A 17000-nucleotide genomic window follows, 5' to 3' on the forward strand; every position below is an offset into this window, starting at 1 on the left:
CTTTATTTTACAGATGACGCCTCACGACGCTCATATTTCAAGACCGGTTTACGGGCAGCGAGTGTCTCGTCCATCCGTTTAACGACCGTCGTATGAGGAGCAGTCTGAACGATTTCCGGATTCTCTTCCGCCTCTCTGGCAATTTGGAGCATCGCATCACAGAACGCATCGAGCGTTTCTTTTGATTCTGTCTCTGTCGGTTCCACCATGATACATTCCTCGACATTTAATGGGAAATAGATTGTCGGTGGGTGGTAACCGAAGTCAAGAAGGCGTTTAGCGATATCGAGTGTACGAACACCAAGGGCTTTTTGACGCTTCCCTGACAAGACAAATTCGTGTTTGCAATACGTATCATATGGCACGTCGAACGCATCTTTTAGTCGCGCAAACATATAGTTGGCGTTGAGGACCGCTTCACGGGATACCCGCGTCAATCCTTCTGCGCCCATTGTCTTAATATAGCTGTACGCTCGAACGTTGATCCCGAAGTTTCCATAGAATGGTTTGATTCGCCCGATTGAATGTGGTCGGTCGTAATCGAGACCATATCCATCATCTGTTTTCGTCACAATTGGAGTCGGTAAGAATGGAATCAAGTCACGCTTCACCCCGACTGGACCTGAGCCTGGACCTCCGCCGCCGTGAGGCCCTGTGAACGTCTTATGCAAGTTCAAGTGGACGACGTCAAAGCCCATGTCCCCAGGACGTGCGATTCCAAGAATCGCGTTTGAGTTCGCGCCATCATAATACAGCTTCCCGCCAGCTTCATGAACGACTTTTGAGATTTCAAGGATATCCGCTTCAAATAGTCCAAGCGTATTCGGGTTTGTCAGCATGAGAGCAGCCGTATCCGCTCCAACTTTTGACTTCAAATCATCCAAATCGACGAGACCGCGCTCATCCGACTTGACGGTCACCGTCTCGAATCCAGCAACGACTGCGGACGCCGGGTTTGTCCCGTGCGCCGAATCTGGTACGAGTACTTTCGTACGAGCCGTATCCCCATTACGCTCATGGAACGCTTTAATCAACATAAGCCCCGTCCATTCCCCATGGGCACCTGCCGCTGGTTGGAGTGTGACTTCGTCCATCCCCGTGATTTCAGCGAGTTGCTCCTGTAAGTCCACCATGAGTTCGAGCGCACCTTGAATCGTCTCAACCGGTTGCAACGGGTGAATATGTGCAAATCCAGGAAGACGAGCCATATCTTCGTTCACTTTCGGATTATATTTCATCGTACACGAACCGAGCGGATAGAAGCCTGAATCGACCCCATGGTTTCGAGTAGACAGAGACGTGTAATGGCGAACGACATCAAGTTCAGACACTTCTGGAAGTTCCGCCGCCTCTTTCCGAATCATCGTAGCCGGTAACAACGTCTCAAGGTCAACCTCCGGGACAGTCGGTGTCGGCAAATTATATCCAGTTCGTCCTTCACGTGATACTTCAAAAATTAGCGTTTGCTCGTGTTGCATTATTTCATCCCCCCAACCACTTCGACAAACTGATCAATCTCTGCTTTCGTGCGCAATTCCGTCGCGCAAACCAACATTTGTGTCTGACGCTCCCCTTCATACGTACCAAGCGGTAGCCCACCGATCATGCCGCGCTCGAGTAGATGGCGCGATACTTCTTCTGCATCACGTCCAAAATCCACGACGAACTCATTGAACATTGGTCCTTCGTCCACGATGTTGAATCCTGCAGTTTTTAACGCTTCTTTCATATAATGAGCGGTTTGAATATTCCGAACAGCCATATCACGAATTCCGTATTTCCCTAGAGCGGACATCGTGATTGAAGCAGCCAATGCATTAAGTGCTTGGTTTGAACAGATATTGGATGTCGCTTTATCACGGCGAATGTGCTGTTCCCGCGCCTGAAGCGTCAACACGAATCCGCGTTTGCCGTCCTCATCGACCGTTTGACCGACTAGTCGGCCCGGTAGTTTACGCATCAAAGATTTTTTGACCGCGAAGTATCCACATGACGGTCCACCAAAACTTTGCGGAATACCGAATGGCTGTGCATCTCCGACCGTGATGTCCGCACCGAGTGCTCCTGGTGACTCAAGAATCCCGAGGGCGAGCGGGTTGCTCGAAACGACGAATAGCGCGCCGGCTTCATGAGCCAATTCTGCTAATTTTTCTAAGTCCTCAATACGACCGTAGAAGTTTGGATATTGTACGACAAGACACGACGCATCCGTCAAATCGAGGTCAGATACATCCGTCACCCCGTTCTCCACATCTGTGTAATCAACGGATAGACCTGGTCCGTCAGCATACGTACGGATTACATCCTTCGCTTCAGGATGCACTGCACCGGAGACGACGACACGTTTTTTCTTCGTCTGCGCGCTCGCTAGGTAAGTCGCCTCAGCGAGAGCAGTGATTCCGTCGTACATCGAAGAGTTCGCGACGTCCATCCCTGTCAATTCACAAATCATTGTTTGGAATTCGAACATCGCCTGAAGTTCACCTTGTGAAATCTCAGGTTGATATGGCGTATACGCCGTATAGAATTCAGAACGCAAAAGCATGTGGTTCATCACACTCGGCGAAAGATGGTCATACATCCCTGCTCCAAGGAAGCTCGGGTATGATTTCGTATGTTTGTTTTTATCAGCTAACTTCGTCATATGACGAACGAGATCAACTTCCGGAAGCGGAGCCCCGATTGCCGCTAATGATGCTTGTTCGCGAAGTGTTTCTGGAATATCTGAAAGAAGCGCTTCGATTGAATCGACGCCGATTGTCTTTAACATGTCTCGTTCATCTTGTTCGGTCATCGGTAAATAACGAAATTCCATTCTGTTCATTCTGAATCCCCCTGTATCATTTCGTTCGTTTATAGAAAGGTGTCGGTACGCGTTCGGCTTCAATCTTTTTGCCACGGATGTCGATGACAAAACGCTCTTCATCTTTGTAACGTGCATCGACTCGTGCCCATGCGATTGATTCATTTACAGTCGGAGGTATCGTACCGGTCGTGACAACGCCGATTACATTCCCATCCAATTCGACTTGCGCCCCTTGACGGGCAATCCCACGACCTAACAATCTCAATCCAATCAATCGATTCGGAATGTTTTCTTTTTGAGTGACGAGTGCTTCCTTACCAACAAAGTCAGTATCTAGCTTGACGGCAAAGTTGAGATTCGCTTCGAATGGTGTGATCGACTCATCCAATTCATGACCGTAAAGCGGCAAGCACGCTTCGAAACGTAATGTATCGCGTGCGCCCAGCCCACATGGGGTAACACCCTCGGCTTCAAGCGCTTCCCAGATGGCAGAAATTGCTTCTGCTCGAGCATAAATCTCGAAGCCATCTTCCCCAGTATACCCACTTCTAGAGATGATCGATGGCACACCCGCCACGTCACCGTTCATGAATTTGAAGAACCCGATTTCGTCGAGTGCAACATTTGTGATGCTTTGAAGAACAGATTGTGCATTCGGTCCTTGAATCGCAATCTGACCATACTCATCAGATTCATTTGTCACAACCACGTCTCCCTTAACGTGCCGACGAATGTGCGCTTCATCCTTTTCAATATTTGAAGCATTGACGACGAGCCAATAAGCGTCCTCATCTAATCGATAGACAAGCAAATCGTCCACCACACCGCCGTCTTTGAGACAGAGAAGATTATACTGGGCTTGACCAACTTTAATCTTCGAGATATCATTCGTCACCAAGTTTTGAACTTGCTCAAGCGCGTCCGGCCCTTCGATTCGAATTTCTCCCATGTGAGATACATCAAACATCCCCACGTTTTGACGTACAGCCAAATGCTCTTCTTTAATCGAAGAGAACATAATCGGCATTTCAAATCCCGCAAAATCAACCATCTTCGCCTTCGGTTCGATTAATTCGAACAAAGGCGTACGTTTCAAAGTAACCTTTTCCATAATATCCCCCAATCCCGAACATAAAATGCTTTTGTTTTTGAAATCTTTCGTTTTCCATTCCACTTTAACAATTTTTATTCCTTCTGCATAGGTAAAAAGGCGAAAAAGAAAAAGGATGAAAAACGAAAACGTTTTCATCCTCATTATTTCATATTTTCGACTCGGTGGAAACGTCAGAACGTTCAATTCCAGCTGTCCGTTTGATTTCATGGGTTAGCTCAACGGCAGCTTGCTTTAATTCAATCGATTCATTCTTCGCATTGATCCCAAACTCTTTTATTTGAGTAACAGATCGATTGACCGCATCTACGTGTCCCTTGATTTCATTGACCTGTTGACCAATCACGTCTGCCCGAATTTTAAAACGTTCCGTCAGACGATTCAAACGACCAAATTCTGGTTTCATCTTGTTTTTGAACAAGAGATAACCGTATATCCCAAGTCCGATTAATGAAAATACGATGATGGCGAAATTAATCCAGATCATACTTTTTCCCCCTTTATACGGATGATTTGCTTGGCGATGTCTTCAGGCGGTTGAGATGCATCGATGGATACACTCGCTGTTCGATATAATCGATCGCGTCGTTGAAACAACGTCTGAACATCCTCCCGTCCTTTTTTAACAAGTGGTCGTGCAGAATCTTTGATTCGTTCCCAACACATGTCGAACGGAAGATTTAAATGGATCATCGTACCACGTTCTCGCATCCAACGTATATTTTCAGAGCGCTCCACCACTCCGCCACCTGTCAGGATATAGTCAGCAGTGACTTGTTGCAGTACTGTTGATTCAACATCACGAAACGCAGACTCACCATAGCGGTCAAAATATGTAGCGATCTCCATTCCAGTCATGGACTCAATGACTAAATCAAGATCGATGACCTCCCCATATTCTTTTAGAAACGAGAATAAGGTAGATTTACCTGTACCCATAAACCCCACGATATAAAACGGGTTATCATTCATAAACCATCACCTCTTTATGCCGTTCGCCGGATGTTAACACAATGTCCACTTCAGTACGATTAGGTGCAATCGGACGACACGTCAGAGTTCCCGTCGGTTTATGCAACGTTAACGGTCGTTCAGCGCAACGCTCCTTCGCCAGTAACAAATGCGATTCAAAACGAATCGCTAAGATTTCCTCTGACAGTCGCCTCGTCGTTCGTTCCACATCAGTATACCAAAATAACGCGGCGCCGAGTAACCAAACAACAATGGTCAAGGTGATGACGAGAAAGAAGCCTGCTTCATGCACATGACATGCCGCTCTCTTCTGAACGATGAATCTTTCCATGAGATTCGAAATCCCTTTCCGACCGTTTCGACATGATACTGGTCGATTCCTCTTAAAAAGAGTAAGTTTCCTCCTCCATCTCCGACCATAACCAAATTGCCATTTACTTGTTTGATCGTCCATGACCATCGCTCCTCATCCGATTTGACGAAATCACCCCGTAACCATCCTTCGTCAACACGACAGTTCTCGCTATCCATCAGACGGCGCACAATCAGTTGAGGTGTCGTATGATGATTCCATTTAGGCTGTTCATAAAGATGTTGACCGAGCGTGAGCAGTTCCACTAAAAGAAAAAGAAACATGGGAAGGATCAGCAAAACGAACGTCATTTCAATCATCGTAAAGCCTTTTTCATAATGTCGGCAGACAAAATCCTTTCTCACACACTTGCTCACGCCCTGTCGGTTCAGTGGCTTCAAGCAGAACCTCTCCTTGTAATCGTTCATAGATGAACAGCGTATCACTCAACCGTTGGATTCGTTCGTTCCCCTGCATGACAAATGATGTCAGAATGAAAATCCACCCCATGACCACCGCAAGACTGACACTTAGCTCCCATAATGAGAAACCCGATTCATCCACTTTCACGAATAATCACCTCCGGTTCATAAGTCCCGATTCGAAATTTGAGCGTCACCGATGTCTTTCCACTGACGAATTTCCACTGTCCCGCATAAGAAGCTGTCGCTTGTGAAAAGGTCAAAGTGTTGTACGTCGGAAGATATACATCCACACCATCAGGAACATCAACCTCCCTGACTACCTCTCGCCCACACACAATCAGATAAGTTTGTTGTTTCGAAATCCAAATCAATCGTGGTACACAATCTCCCTCTTCTGAAATATAGGGAAATTGCCCAGCTTCTTGAATATTTGCTACCAATGAGTCCGTAAAATTGTAGAGCTCCATTCGTTCGAACGGTCTCGTACTCGGTGCACTGATCAATAGTAAGAACGACAGCACGACAAGTACCCAAGTCATTTCGACCAAGGTGTAGCCTTTCATTGTTTTTTTAAGGAGCCGTCAGTCGGTGAATACGTATAGGCCGAGGATTGACAGCTATAAACGAGTGGATCTGCAGCCGACGCACGCTTAATCACTTCTAACGTTTCAGGATAGGCTTTATGTTCCGCGTAATGCAAATTGATTTCAGATTCAACGATTCGAACACTACCTTCGCAACTCACTTGATCAGCACGAGATTTCCCGTCCGACAAAGAAGGGACAAGTAACAAGAGAAGAACTGATATAATGAGTAATACTGCCGCCATCTCAACTAATGTGAACCCACGCTCTTCCTTCATTTCATCTTTCTCCTTTCACAATTGAGCCATAATGAGTTTGACCGGTAAATAGAGTGTGTAAAAAAGAACACCAATCATGACACTGAGGATGCCGTATAAAGACGGTTCAATTTTCTCAATCAACCCCCGACAATATTGCTCCATCTCTTCGAATACTAGATCTCGATGAAGAGACATCAATTTACCAAGTTCCCCACTCATCGAACCCACACCTAATAGACTCACGACCTCATGATCGATAAACGGTTCACACCTCGTCGCCGCTTCAATCCCTTCACCTTCAGACATGCGATGGTGAATTCGCTTGGCCATCTCTGCCATTTCTCCCTCTTCCTCGGCTAGCCGACTGATAATCTGCCTAATATTCGTTTCAGTATGTTGGAGCAAGGACAACTCACTTACAAACACATAGGTCATATAGAGTGTTTTCCCACGTCTCCATACGTAAAAAGGGAGCTCTACTCCTCGACGATGGAGTCCATATATGAGAACCGCGATTGCCACGAATATAGAAAACAGTACAGGAAAGAACCAATTCGACAATAGAATCGACCCCACACCGCCATGCGACGAGACATCTACCATCCCCATTAATTTCGGGAAAATGTATAAGGCATAAATCATGCCTAATGCAAGTAGGATGAAGAAGATAATCAACGGATAGCGAATTAGCCTCCGCAGCTCCTGCTTTAACCGTTGTCGCATCTCGAGCACCATCGCCACTTGCGACAATCCATCCATGAATCGTCCATTGCGGTCCGCCGTATGTAAAATCTCTTGCATCTGCCGATTCGTGATTAAGATGGAAAATACTTCAGACAAACTCACACCCGCTTCTAGACGAATCCTCATCTCTCGAATACAATCTTTCATTTTTCCCTTCTCATGAAGTTCAAGCGTCTCCATGGTCACTTTCAATGACACACCTCGTGATTGTAGACGAAGAAAACGATGAATCAGTCGGATTGATGGGATTATCGGAACGTCGACCATTCGCAAGTCACCTCTTGATTTCGAGTCAGTACACACCAATGTCTTTCCACGGTCGCCTTACCAAGAAGTTGCATCAGCCGCTTTTCCCCATCCTGAATCGATGCAGTATGAAAGGTTGTAATCGTCAAATGGCCACTGAGCGCCGCATCGTATGCGACCATCAATTCTTCATCTGTCCGCACCTCGCCAATCACGATGATATCCGGGTCGGCGCGAAGCGTCTCTTTCAACAAGTGTCGATGGCTGAGTCCAGCCTTAGCATTCACTTCCAGCTGAATGACACCATCGACCATTTGTTCAGGAGGATTTTCAATCGTCACAATCCGATCATGCTTCAGCTGATTCAACAGGGCATACAGTACCGTCGTCTTGCCTGCTCCGGTAGAACCCCCTATAAAGAAAAGACCATGATGTGATGCCACGACTTTCTGAAATCGTTCCACATCGTGTGATTGTAACAGGTGCTGGAGTTCAAACGTGTCATGCGGAATGCGCCAAGACATTAACGTCTGGGCGAACGACGGGAGAAAGGTCACCCGGATGACATCTTGATTCAATTCATAGACCCCGGATTGTGGAATGCGTTGATTAGATTCAGGTAGTGAACACCAATATCGCATATGATATGTAAGGCGATCATACAGCTCGGCATCCATCGATTGAAGCGCAGCAAGCTTACTAGCAGAACGGACTTGAACCTTTACTTGGTTTGCATCGGGTATAAAATGAAGATCACTCGCACCGATTTGACGTGCTGCATCTACTAAATCCTCAATGAGTTCCTTCATCTCGTTCACCTCGATACAAGCATAAAAAAAAGCCCACTATGTTGAAAGTGGACTTGTTTTATGAAACTTGAACCGCTGCAGTGTTGTGGCGACGTGCATATGTTTCGATTGAAACCTTGTCATATCCGACAATCACTTCTTTTCCATCAGTTAAGATTGGACGCTTCAAAAGTTTTGGGTTTTCGCTCATCAGCTTCAGAAGCTCGCTTAATTTCAAATCCTCCACGTCAACATCAAGTTGTTTGAAGGCCTGGCTTCGCGTCGCAAGGAGAGAGTCGACTCCTTCCTCACTGATTGCAAGGAGTTGCAACAATTCATCAACTGTTGGTGCATCTCTGAAAATGTGACGCTCACTCACTTGAAGTTCTTGTTCCTGTAAAAACGCTTTCGTCTTCCGACAAGAAGTACAGCTTGGATACGTGTAAAACATTAGTTCTGATGCCATTTTTATGTTCCTCCCTCATTCAACTTTCACTTCGCTCATTTTGTATAAGTTGATTATACATCTCTATACCCCATTTGTACATGTTTTGTGCAACTTTTTTATAAATTTTGTACAACTTTATTTACCGAAATGATTTCACATATTTTTCACGATTATTTTGCTCAATTATCACGTTTCCATAGCATTTTTTCGAATGTGTTGGTAAAATAGTGAATGAGAATGGAATAATGCACGTATGGGGGGATTAACATGGCAAGAATGTTTCGTGTCCTAGGCTTTTGGACTGGACTAGTGGCGGCACTTGCTTTCGTAGGCGCACTAGGCGGCGACCAAAGTAGTAGTGAACATACTGGCGACTTTATCGTTATGGGACTTGTCTTCTTAGCACAAACGATTTTCTTCGTCGCTCTTGGTTACTTAAAACTAACTGAAAAAACGTATGTATATGTCTTTGGTGCGTATTTGACAATTTTTTTCGTTGTCTTTACGTATTGGAGCAACTTCCAAATGTAAAAAAAGATTGTCTCGCCGGAGACAATCTTTTTTTATGCGAAGAACGGATTTGTCCGCTTTTCTTCTTCTAGTGTCGTCTGAGGACCGTGCCCCGAGTATAGTGTCGTCTCATCAGGAAGGAGCTGCTTCATCCGATCGATGGATCCCATTAATGTCGACTGGTTTCCACCAAACAGGTCTGTCCGTCCGACGGATTGCTTAAAGATCAAGTCGCCACAAAAGGCGATTCTTTCATCATTCATATACAATACGACACTCCCTGGGGAATGACCTGGTGTATGATAGATTCGAAATACGATGTTCCCAATTTCCAATACATCGCCTTCGTATGTTTTTTCTGCCGGTTTCATTGAAGGCATCGGCAAGTTGAACGCAGAAGCGCCATTCTTTTCGCCATCTGTCAGCCAATCCGCTTCTAAGCGGTGTACATAGACTGGCACCTGGTAACGTTCACGGAGCGCATCGATTCCTCCGATATGATCGAAGTGCGCATGAGTTAACAGGACGGCGGATAGTGTACCGAAACGTTCGATTGTATCGAAGAACCTCGGGTCATCCGTTCCGGGGTCAATGACGACGACAGTGCCGTCTTTTTCAATCACATAGCCGTTCTCTTGTGCCAAGCCAGACGTAATCTTTTTGATTTGCATAGGATTCATCCCCTTCTTATTCAAAACAATATTGTGGCAAAATTGTTTCGATGTCAACCTTTGCTCGACAGCGACTCTATAATCGGATAAAATAATAATGATATTTCAGTGAAATTTTTATGAATTTCATGACGTATAATTAAAGGGGGAACTCGTCATGCATTTGTATGAACCGTTTGGATGGATTTCCGTCATCGTCGCGATTGTGGCTATTTGGGGAATGCTTCGTTCATTCCAAAAACGCCAATTCTTTCCGCTCGTATTTGCAGGTTTAACTGTACTCGTATTCGGATTCTTTGGTGTCGCCACGTTGATCTACGGTGGAATTCCAGGTTAATGATTCGCATACGCAATCATCAAGCGACTTCGGTCGCTTTTTTTATGTCTTTCTATACGTTCATTCCCTCTACATAAAACGGACCAAATCACTATGTGACTTGGTCCGTACTTATTATTCTTCAGTTTGTTCTTTGAAACGGAGTAAGTCGGAGTAAATCAAATCATCGTTCATTTGCAAGATTTTTTCCGCTTCTTCCGTCATCGGACCACATAACGATGTGTCTTCGACAACTTCACCAGAAGTCGCGTTATAACATGTCGACTGTGTCCAAACATATTCATCCGTCACGACCGTTCCATCGCGGAAAATCGCGCGGCTGTTTCGATTTTCAGAGAATAAGTCGTTTCCGAATCCAATCGTATCTGACGTGTCGATTCCAAGTAAGTGCAAGATGGTCGGTTTCATGTCGACATGACTACCGATCGTCTCATGCACTTCCCCTTCTTTCTGGTCAGGTAAGTGAATGGCAAACGGAACTTGTTGCAACTTCGCCACGTCGAATGGTGTCAACTCATCTTTGCCGAGTAGTTCGGCCATCGCACTGTTGTGGTTCGTCGAAATTCCGTAATGGTCACCGTAGACGACAAAGATTGTATCTTCCCACATCCCGTTCTCTTTCAACTGGTCGATGAAGAGACCGAGTGCGTAATCTTGATAAGCTAGTGCTTGCGGGAAGTTGTTCAACGTAGTTGAGCTCGTTTCAAATTTTGGTACAAGCTCATAGTCTTCACTTGGCATCGTGTACGGGAAGTGGTTCGTCAATGTGATGAACTTCGCGTAGTACGGTTCAGGCAATTCTTGAAGCATTGGAATAGATTGTTCGAAGAAACTATCGTCTAAGAGACCCCATTCTGTCATGTCTTCAGGATTCCCGAGGTCATAACTCTTTTCATCAAAGAATTGATCGACCCCAATATTTTTGTACATTTGATCGCGGTTCCAGAACGATTTGTTATTCGCATGGAACACGGCTGAGTAATAATTTTCGTCCTTGACCAACTCAGGGAGCGCTTGATATTCATTATCGGCGTTCGTAAAGTATACAGCACCACGCGGGAGTCCATATAGTGAGTTATCGAGTGCGAACTCAGCATCAGAAGTCTTCCCTTGACCGACTGTATGGTAGTAGTTCGGCCAGTAGTGAGACTCTTCAATCAGTTTGTTCAAGTTCGGCGTGATGTACTCTCCATTCGGCGCCTTCATGTTGTGAGTAAAATTCTGCGCAGATTCGAATGAAACCACGATGACATTTTTCCCTTTATATTTTCCGAATAAATCCGGATTCGGCGCCGCATAGTTTTGACGGGTGAATTGTTCAATCGTTGCGAGTTCTGATTCATCCGCCATCGCTTTTTGAGCCGATGTTTTTGTCTGAAGCATCGCATCATACACATGGAAGTTAAATGTTCCGATGTTTTTCACTAACAGTTCACGGTCAAATGAGCGAGTCAATAATTCAGGTCGTTCCGTTTCTGCCAACGAAAGGTTGAACAAGAAGACAGAGACCGCTACAACGAACGTGACGAGCGCACGTCGATGTGAAGCCGTATTCTCTTTCAAGTTCATTCGCCATAAGATAAACGGAAGGATAAACACATCACCAAGGATGATTAAATCTTTCCATTCAAGAAGCGAAGTGAATGATGTCGATAACGTCTCCATGTTCGATGGTTGCATGATGACAGGCATTGTCAAATAGTCCGTGAATTCCCGATAATACACGGCGTCCGCAAACAAGATAAACGATGCAATCGCATAGAGCGTGTAGAGCACCCATTTTTGTTTGTTTCCTTTAAAGAAGAAATGGAAGGCAAACAAGAATAGTGTCGAACTGATCGGGCTAATCAGTAAGATAAAAGCTTGTGCGGTGTTTTCAATCGGAATGTTGAAGAAAAATTGATAGACGATATACGTCTTCGTCCAAAGCAATAACGTAAAAATCCAAAATAGACGATATTCTTGAAACGAAGCGCGGACCGTGTCGTTCAGTCTCGTCGATAGCTTCGAAAAGCGTTGAGATGAATTCATCTGACGGTCTCCTCCTCTTTTCAGTTTTCGGCATGTTTTAGTTGCCATTCTTTTTTATATTTGTTCATTCATTGTACAATTCGGATTGAATAGTACACGTCCAGTATCAAGTCCAAATCTTACCCCTTTTTTAATAAAAAATCAACTGTGACGTTACAAATTTTACAATATCCCATACCCTTTCCCACAAAAAAACACGCCTGCAATGTGCAGACGCGTCCGTTTCATACCCGTGTCGGAAGGAAGTGTTTCCGTGCCAGCCACGCACATCCAATCACACCGGCATCGTTTTCAAGTTCAGCGATTTTGAATGTTGTCGACTCGTAAACGCGCTCGAGCGCAAACCGTTTGAACTGTGCATCAAGCGGATCCAATAACGCGTCGCCAGCTTTTGAGACACCTCCACCGATGACAATCATTTTCGGGTTGAGCGTGTTCGCGATGTTCGAGATGGTCAAGCCGAGGTATTCAGTCATCTCGTCAATGACTTCTGTGGCGATCGAGTCACCGGCTTTATATGCTTCAAACACGTCACGTGCTGTCACTTCTTTCAACTCGTTTAATGAAGTATCTTGATTCTTACGCTTCTGTAATGCCAGACGTGAGATGCCGGTCGCCGAAGCAATCGTCTCGATACACCCGAGGCGCCCACAACCACACTTCACAGCTTTCGACTCGTCTCGTTCCACGGTAATATGCCCGATTTCTCCAGCCATTCCTGCCGTCCCATGAACGATATTCCCGTTCGTGATCACGCCACCACCGACACCTGTACCGAGCGTGATCGCCAATAATTCTGAAGCCCCTTCGCCCGCGCCCTTCCACATCTCACCAAGGGCCGCGGCGTTCGCATCATTTTCGAGCACGGCCGGAAGACCGACTGCTTTTTCGAACTCACTCACGAGAGCAAAATCTTTCCACCCGATGTTCGGAGAATATTCGACAACTCCTTCTGAGAAGTTGACGAAGCCTGGTGCCCCGATTCCCGCACCCGCAAAGTCTTCTTTCTTCTTACCTGATGTTTGTAAGTATGTTTCAAAAGAAGCTGCGATGTCTTTTGGAATATGTACACCATTCTCTCGAATATCCGTTTTGACTTCCCACTTATCCGAAATGATGCCGTTCATGTCTAAAACAGCCATCTTCACCGTCGTACCACCGATGTCGATACCTAATAACCATTTCATACCGTTCACTCCTCATCTCAACTAAATCGCTTTCATTGAATAGTGTACACTATTATCCCCTTAGTGCAACCCTTTGCACTAAGGGGATTTCTGTCAATCTGTTGAATTTTTTAATTCGTGGGTCAAAATGATTTTGGCCGTATCATACACACGTTGTTCGATGATGCCCCCTTCATACAATTCGTCGAGTTCCATCATCATGAGTGAGATTTCAGCATCCCGTTCTCCGATATAAATAATGGTACCGAACGATTTTAAAAACTGTTGGACATCATAAAAGTTTTTCATGCTTCTTCCTCCATCGTCGATTGTACATAACGATTTAACAATTCTCGTGTTGCTTCCATTGATGACACATGCGTTCGCTCATAACTATGGCTCGATTCGATTCCTGGCCCAACCAAAGCATGTCGCACATCATACCCTGCTCGAATCGCTGCCGAAGCATCTGAACCATAATACGGGTAAATATCTACCTTATATGCGATCTCATGAGTTTTACACAACGACGTGAACTTCCGTCGTAATCCGATATCATACGGTCCGGACGAATCCTTGGCACAAATCGAGACTGTATACTCATCCGAATGCTGTCCATCCCCAAGCGCGCCCATATCAACGGCAATGTATTCTACGACGTCTTCCGGGATACCCGCGTTTCCTCCAAATCCGACCTCTTCATAATTCGAAATCAAGAAATGAACGGTATGCGGTAAGTCATAACGGACCAAGTCTTTCGCAAGGTCCAATAGAATGGCGACAGAAGCCTTATCATCCAAGTGACGTGATTTCACGTATCCTGAAGATGTCACTCGAAAGCGAGGATCGAATGAAACGAAGTCTCCGATTTCAATCCCTAATTCTGTCACGTCTTCACGAGAATGTACTTTTGCATCCAATCGGACTTCGATGTTTGATGCAGATCGCTCCGCTGAGTTCGTGTCTTTATAGACGTGAACACTCGACTGATGAATCAAGATTGTGCCTTCAATCGCCTCTCCTTCTTCTCGGTGGACGAGGCAGTTCTCTCCTTCAATCGCCGTCCATGCATATCCTCCTACTTGAGTCAAACGGAGACGCCCGCTCGGTAAGATGTCTTTGACCATCGCACCAAGAGTGTCCACGTGTGCCGTCAACAGACGTGCCTTGCCAGAGCGACCTGAAAACGTTGCCAGTAGTGCCCCTTTATGTAGACGTGACGTCTTGACACCCAGTGCATTCAATTCTTGCTCAGCGAAACGGATGACCTCTTCCGTCATACCGGAAGGACTCGGGATGTTAACGAGTGTTTTTAATGTTTCAATCATTGAATTCTCCCCTTACCAAAATCCGTACCCGACGAATAGTCCAAACAGCGAGATGGTGAGTACGGAAAATAAGATTCGTTGTACGCGGTTCTTCTCATCCGGCAGCCCGACGACTCCAGAAACGACAAAACCACCAATCAGACCACCCGCATGTGCGAAATGATCAAGACCTGCACCTAATACAAAGGCAAGTCCTACATTTAATCCTAACATAATAAAGAGCGGAGGTCCGAGCGTCTTCATGAAGAGAGAACGATCACGTAACCCAAAATATAAGAGCGCACCGACCAAACCAAATAGCGCTCCTGAAGCGCCTGCTGATATCGATTCGCTGAATGCAAACGATGCGGATGTCGCTAATATTCCACTTAGCAGATAGATGATTAAAAATCGTATGGAGCCATACATCCGTTCAACGAGCGGACCGAGCGACCAGAGTGCAAACATATTAATCGCAAAGTGGAACCAACCAATATGCAGGAACATCGGTGTAATCAAACGCCACCATTCCCCTTGTTCAATCAACGGGTTCACTTTGGCCCCGAATGCGATTAACGTGTTTGGATCAAGAGTCGAACCGACCGATTCCGCTAACCACATGACTAAAAAAGTGATGAACAGTAGCCCATATACCACTTGTGGTTTCCCAAAGGAAAATCGTTTCTTCAGCTCTGCTTTCTTTTTTCGGTCGAGGGAGACCGCTAGCATTCGGAACCGGTCCTCTTCCATAGTCGGTGTGCAAATCGAACGAGACAATGTCACTTTCGCAGGGATTTGGAACGTCAACGAGTCCACACGCTCTTCATCCACAAGGCGCTCGCCATAGACATGAATGGTCAATCGCTTCCGCCCGATACGAGATAAGCGAAATGCGTTCAAAATCGCGTCTATATCCGTCCCAACATGATTCGCCCATGCTTTTTCAGTCTGAATGAACAAATCATACCGATCACCTGCTTTTGTATCGAACAAGATGACCGCACGGGAGGGTTCGAGTATGCCTTCAATTCGCCCACCGTTTTCGACCTTTCGATATATATCTTCCCAAAAACAAGTTGTCGCCAACGAAACCCCTCCTCTCTCTCAATTCTATTGTAAATCACGAGACGACAGACGACCAAACGATGATTCGTTCTATATGTACAAAAACCCGTAACCATATGGCTACGGGTTTTAAAAGGATGGAGATTACAAGACAGGTTCCATCGTTTTCATGAGTACGTTCGCAGAATGTTGCATTTTCTCATGCTCTTCTTGTGACAACTCAATCTCAACGACTTCACGAACGCCTTGACGGTTGATAATCGCTGGTACACCGATATGGATATCGTGCAATCCATACTCACCATCAAGATGGGCACCGACTGTCAACAACGTATTCTCGTTACGAAGGACAGCCTTGACCAACCGAAGGAGACCGAGTCCAATCGCATAGTACGTCGCACCTTTACGTTCAATGATATGATATGCTGCGTCACGAACGTTGACATAAATGTCTTCAAGGTCTTCCCAACTATACTCATCATGCTCTTCAAGTAGTTGCTCGACCGATTTTCCATATATACGAGCGTTGCTCCAGGCAGCAAACTCAGTATCACCATGCTCACCCATAATGTAGGCGTGACAGTTACGCGGGTCGACGTTGAAATAGTCTCCGAGCATGTAACGCAAGCGAGACGTATCAAGCACTGTTCCTGAACCAAAGACACGATGTTTCGGAAGACCAGAATATTTCCATGCGAGATGTGTCATGATGTCGACCGGGTTTGAAGCAATAATGATAATTCCGTCAAAACCAGAGTCCATGATGTCTGAAATCATAGATTTCATAATCTTCGCATTTTTTTCAACGAGATCAAGACGTGTTTCACCTGGACGCTGTGGTGCGCCAGCCGTGATGACTACGATGTCAGCGACGCCACAATCCGAATAGTCCCCTGCCCAGACGCGCATTGGTGATGAAGCGAATGAAACCCCATGGTTCAAGTCCATCGCTTCTCCTTCTGCCTTGGCTTTATTAATATCGATGATGACAAGTTCTTCACATAGACTAGCTGTCGTCAACTGGTAAGCAAAACTCGCACCTACTGCCCCTGCCCCTACAAGTGCGACTCGTGTTACTTTAGCATGATTTAATGTTTCCATAATGATTCTCCACCCTTCAAACAATCTGTTTCATGTTTTTGTTATCTCTGTTACAAATAGATTGTAACATCATTCA

The 17000-nt window shown here is 45.6% G+C and carries 22 protein-coding genes; 2 read left to right on the forward strand and 20 right to left on the reverse strand.

Annotated elements, in window-relative coordinates:
- Positions 1-2: 2 nt before the first annotated feature.
- The 13 genes from gcvPB to ACFO4U_RS05395 all read right to left on the reverse strand — a co-directional run bounded on the left by gcvPB (position 3) and on the right by ACFO4U_RS05395 (position 8754).
- Complete coding sequence (gene gcvPB / locus ACFO4U_RS05335) at positions 3-1478, reverse strand: aminomethyl-transferring glycine dehydrogenase subunit GcvPB (RefSeq protein WP_196430853.1); 1476 nt, start codon at positions 1476-1478, stop codon at positions 3-5.
- Positions 1478-2815 carry an aminomethyl-transferring glycine dehydrogenase subunit GcvPA gene (gene gcvPA / locus ACFO4U_RS05340; RefSeq protein WP_215244185.1) on the reverse strand — a complete coding sequence of 446 codons (1338 nt, stop codon included), beginning with the start codon at positions 2813-2815 and terminating at the stop codon, positions 1478-1480. Before gcvPA ends, gcvPB begins: the two co-directional genes overlap by 1 nt.
- A gap of 25 nt (positions 2816-2840) precedes the next feature.
- Complete coding sequence (gene gcvT, locus ACFO4U_RS05345) at positions 2841-3917, reverse strand: glycine cleavage system aminomethyltransferase GcvT (protein ID WP_215243840.1); 1077 nt, start codon at positions 3915-3917, stop codon at positions 2841-2843.
- Positions 3918-4065: 148 nt separating this feature from the next.
- Positions 4066-4404, reverse strand: a complete 339-nt coding sequence (locus ACFO4U_RS05350) for a hypothetical protein (protein WP_074036691.1) — start codon at positions 4402-4404, stop codon at positions 4066-4068.
- On the reverse strand, positions 4401-4889 hold the full coding sequence (locus ACFO4U_RS05355; RefSeq protein ID WP_214690763.1) for a shikimate kinase: 489 nt from the start codon (positions 4887-4889) through the stop codon (positions 4401-4403). Before ACFO4U_RS05355 ends, ACFO4U_RS05350 begins: the two co-directional genes overlap by 4 nt.
- Positions 4882-5181: a hypothetical protein gene (locus ACFO4U_RS05360; protein ID WP_143180238.1), complete on the reverse strand. Its 300-nt coding sequence runs from the start codon at positions 5179-5181 to the stop codon at positions 4882-4884. Before ACFO4U_RS05360 ends, ACFO4U_RS05355 begins: the two co-directional genes overlap by 8 nt.
- Complete coding sequence (locus ACFO4U_RS05365) at positions 5145-5561, reverse strand: hypothetical protein (RefSeq protein WP_215243839.1); 417 nt, start codon at positions 5559-5561, stop codon at positions 5145-5147. The genes ACFO4U_RS05360 and ACFO4U_RS05365 overlap by 37 nt, the downstream gene beginning before the upstream one ends.
- A 13-nt stretch (positions 5562-5574) precedes the next feature.
- Entirely contained in the window at positions 5575-5811 is a 237-nt protein-coding gene (locus tag ACFO4U_RS05370) for a hypothetical protein (protein WP_074036688.1), read from the reverse strand.
- Positions 5798-6205 (reverse strand): prepilin-type cleavage/methylation domain-containing protein, encoded by a 408-nt coding sequence (locus ACFO4U_RS05375; protein ID WP_236548985.1) that lies wholly within the window; start codon positions 6203-6205, stop codon positions 5798-5800. Before ACFO4U_RS05375 ends, ACFO4U_RS05370 begins: the two co-directional genes overlap by 14 nt.
- 20 nt (positions 6206-6225) lie before the next feature.
- Positions 6226-6528 carry a prepilin-type N-terminal cleavage/methylation domain-containing protein gene (locus ACFO4U_RS05380; RefSeq protein ID WP_074036684.1) on the reverse strand — a complete coding sequence of 101 codons (303 nt, stop codon included), beginning with the start codon at positions 6526-6528 and terminating at the stop codon, positions 6226-6228.
- A gap of 15 nt (positions 6529-6543) precedes the next feature.
- Positions 6544-7521: a type II secretion system F family protein gene (locus tag ACFO4U_RS05385; RefSeq protein WP_215243838.1), complete on the reverse strand. Its 978-nt coding sequence runs from the start codon at positions 7519-7521 to the stop codon at positions 6544-6546.
- The gene (locus ACFO4U_RS05390) at positions 7503-8309 is read right to left on the reverse strand and encodes an ATPase, T2SS/T4P/T4SS family (RefSeq protein ID WP_215243837.1); all 807 of its coding nucleotides are present in this window, start codon (positions 8307-8309) and stop codon (positions 7503-7505) included. Before ACFO4U_RS05390 ends, ACFO4U_RS05385 begins: the two co-directional genes overlap by 19 nt.
- A gap of 58 nt (positions 8310-8367) precedes the next feature.
- Positions 8368-8754 (reverse strand): Spx/MgsR family RNA polymerase-binding regulatory protein, encoded by a 387-nt coding sequence (locus ACFO4U_RS05395; RefSeq protein ID WP_012726596.1) that lies wholly within the window; start codon positions 8752-8754, stop codon positions 8368-8370.
- Positions 8755-9003: 249 nt separating this feature from the next.
- On the opposite strand from ACFO4U_RS05395, the gene ACFO4U_RS05400 reads away from it, so the two are divergent.
- Positions 9004-9267, forward strand: a complete 264-nt coding sequence (locus tag ACFO4U_RS05400; protein WP_012726597.1) for a DUF2626 domain-containing protein — start codon at positions 9004-9006, stop codon at positions 9265-9267.
- Positions 9268-9299: 32 nt separating this feature from the next.
- On the opposite strand, the gene ACFO4U_RS05405 is transcribed toward ACFO4U_RS05400, so the two are convergent.
- Complete coding sequence (locus ACFO4U_RS05405; protein WP_215243836.1) at positions 9300-9917, reverse strand: MBL fold metallo-hydrolase; 618 nt, start codon at positions 9915-9917, stop codon at positions 9300-9302.
- Positions 9918-10074: 157 nt separating this feature from the next.
- On the opposite strand from ACFO4U_RS05405, the gene ACFO4U_RS05410 reads away from it, so the two are divergent.
- Positions 10075-10254, forward strand: coding sequence for a DUF2759 domain-containing protein (locus tag ACFO4U_RS05410; RefSeq protein ID WP_012726599.1), 180 nt, complete (start codon positions 10075-10077; stop codon positions 10252-10254).
- 114 nt (positions 10255-10368) lie between these two features.
- Here the strand turns inward: ACFO4U_RS05410 and ACFO4U_RS05415 are convergent, their stop codons facing one another.
- The 6 genes from ACFO4U_RS05415 to ACFO4U_RS05440 form a co-directional block, all read right to left on the reverse strand.
- Positions 10369-12285, reverse strand: a complete 1917-nt coding sequence (locus ACFO4U_RS05415) for an LTA synthase family protein (protein WP_159562472.1) — start codon at positions 12283-12285, stop codon at positions 10369-10371.
- 224 nt (positions 12286-12509) lie between these two features.
- Positions 12510-13472, reverse strand: coding sequence for an ROK family glucokinase (locus tag ACFO4U_RS05420; protein WP_215243835.1), 963 nt, complete (start codon positions 13470-13472; stop codon positions 12510-12512).
- Between the two features lie 93 nt (positions 13473-13565).
- The gene (locus ACFO4U_RS05425; protein WP_012726602.1) at positions 13566-13760 is read right to left on the reverse strand and encodes a YqgQ family protein; all 195 of its coding nucleotides are present in this window, start codon (positions 13758-13760) and stop codon (positions 13566-13568) included.
- Complete coding sequence (locus ACFO4U_RS05430; RefSeq protein ID WP_215243834.1) at positions 13757-14779, reverse strand: M42 family metallopeptidase; 1023 nt, start codon at positions 14777-14779, stop codon at positions 13757-13759. The genes ACFO4U_RS05425 and ACFO4U_RS05430 overlap by 4 nt, the downstream gene beginning before the upstream one ends.
- A 12-nt stretch (positions 14780-14791) precedes the next feature.
- A complete protein-coding gene (locus tag ACFO4U_RS05435) occupies positions 14792-15844 on the reverse strand; it encodes a rhomboid family intramembrane serine protease (protein ID WP_215243833.1) in 1053 nt (350 codons plus the stop codon).
- A 123-nt stretch (positions 15845-15967) separates the two neighbouring features.
- Complete coding sequence (locus tag ACFO4U_RS05440) at positions 15968-16924, reverse strand: L-lactate dehydrogenase (protein ID WP_012726605.1); 957 nt, start codon at positions 16922-16924, stop codon at positions 15968-15970.
- Positions 16925-17000 lie beyond the last annotated feature (76 nt).

The sequence above is a fragment of the Exiguobacterium profundum genome (genome assembly GCF_042652865.1).
GTDB lineage: Bacteria > Bacillota > Bacilli > Exiguobacteriales > Exiguobacteriaceae > Exiguobacterium > Exiguobacterium profundum.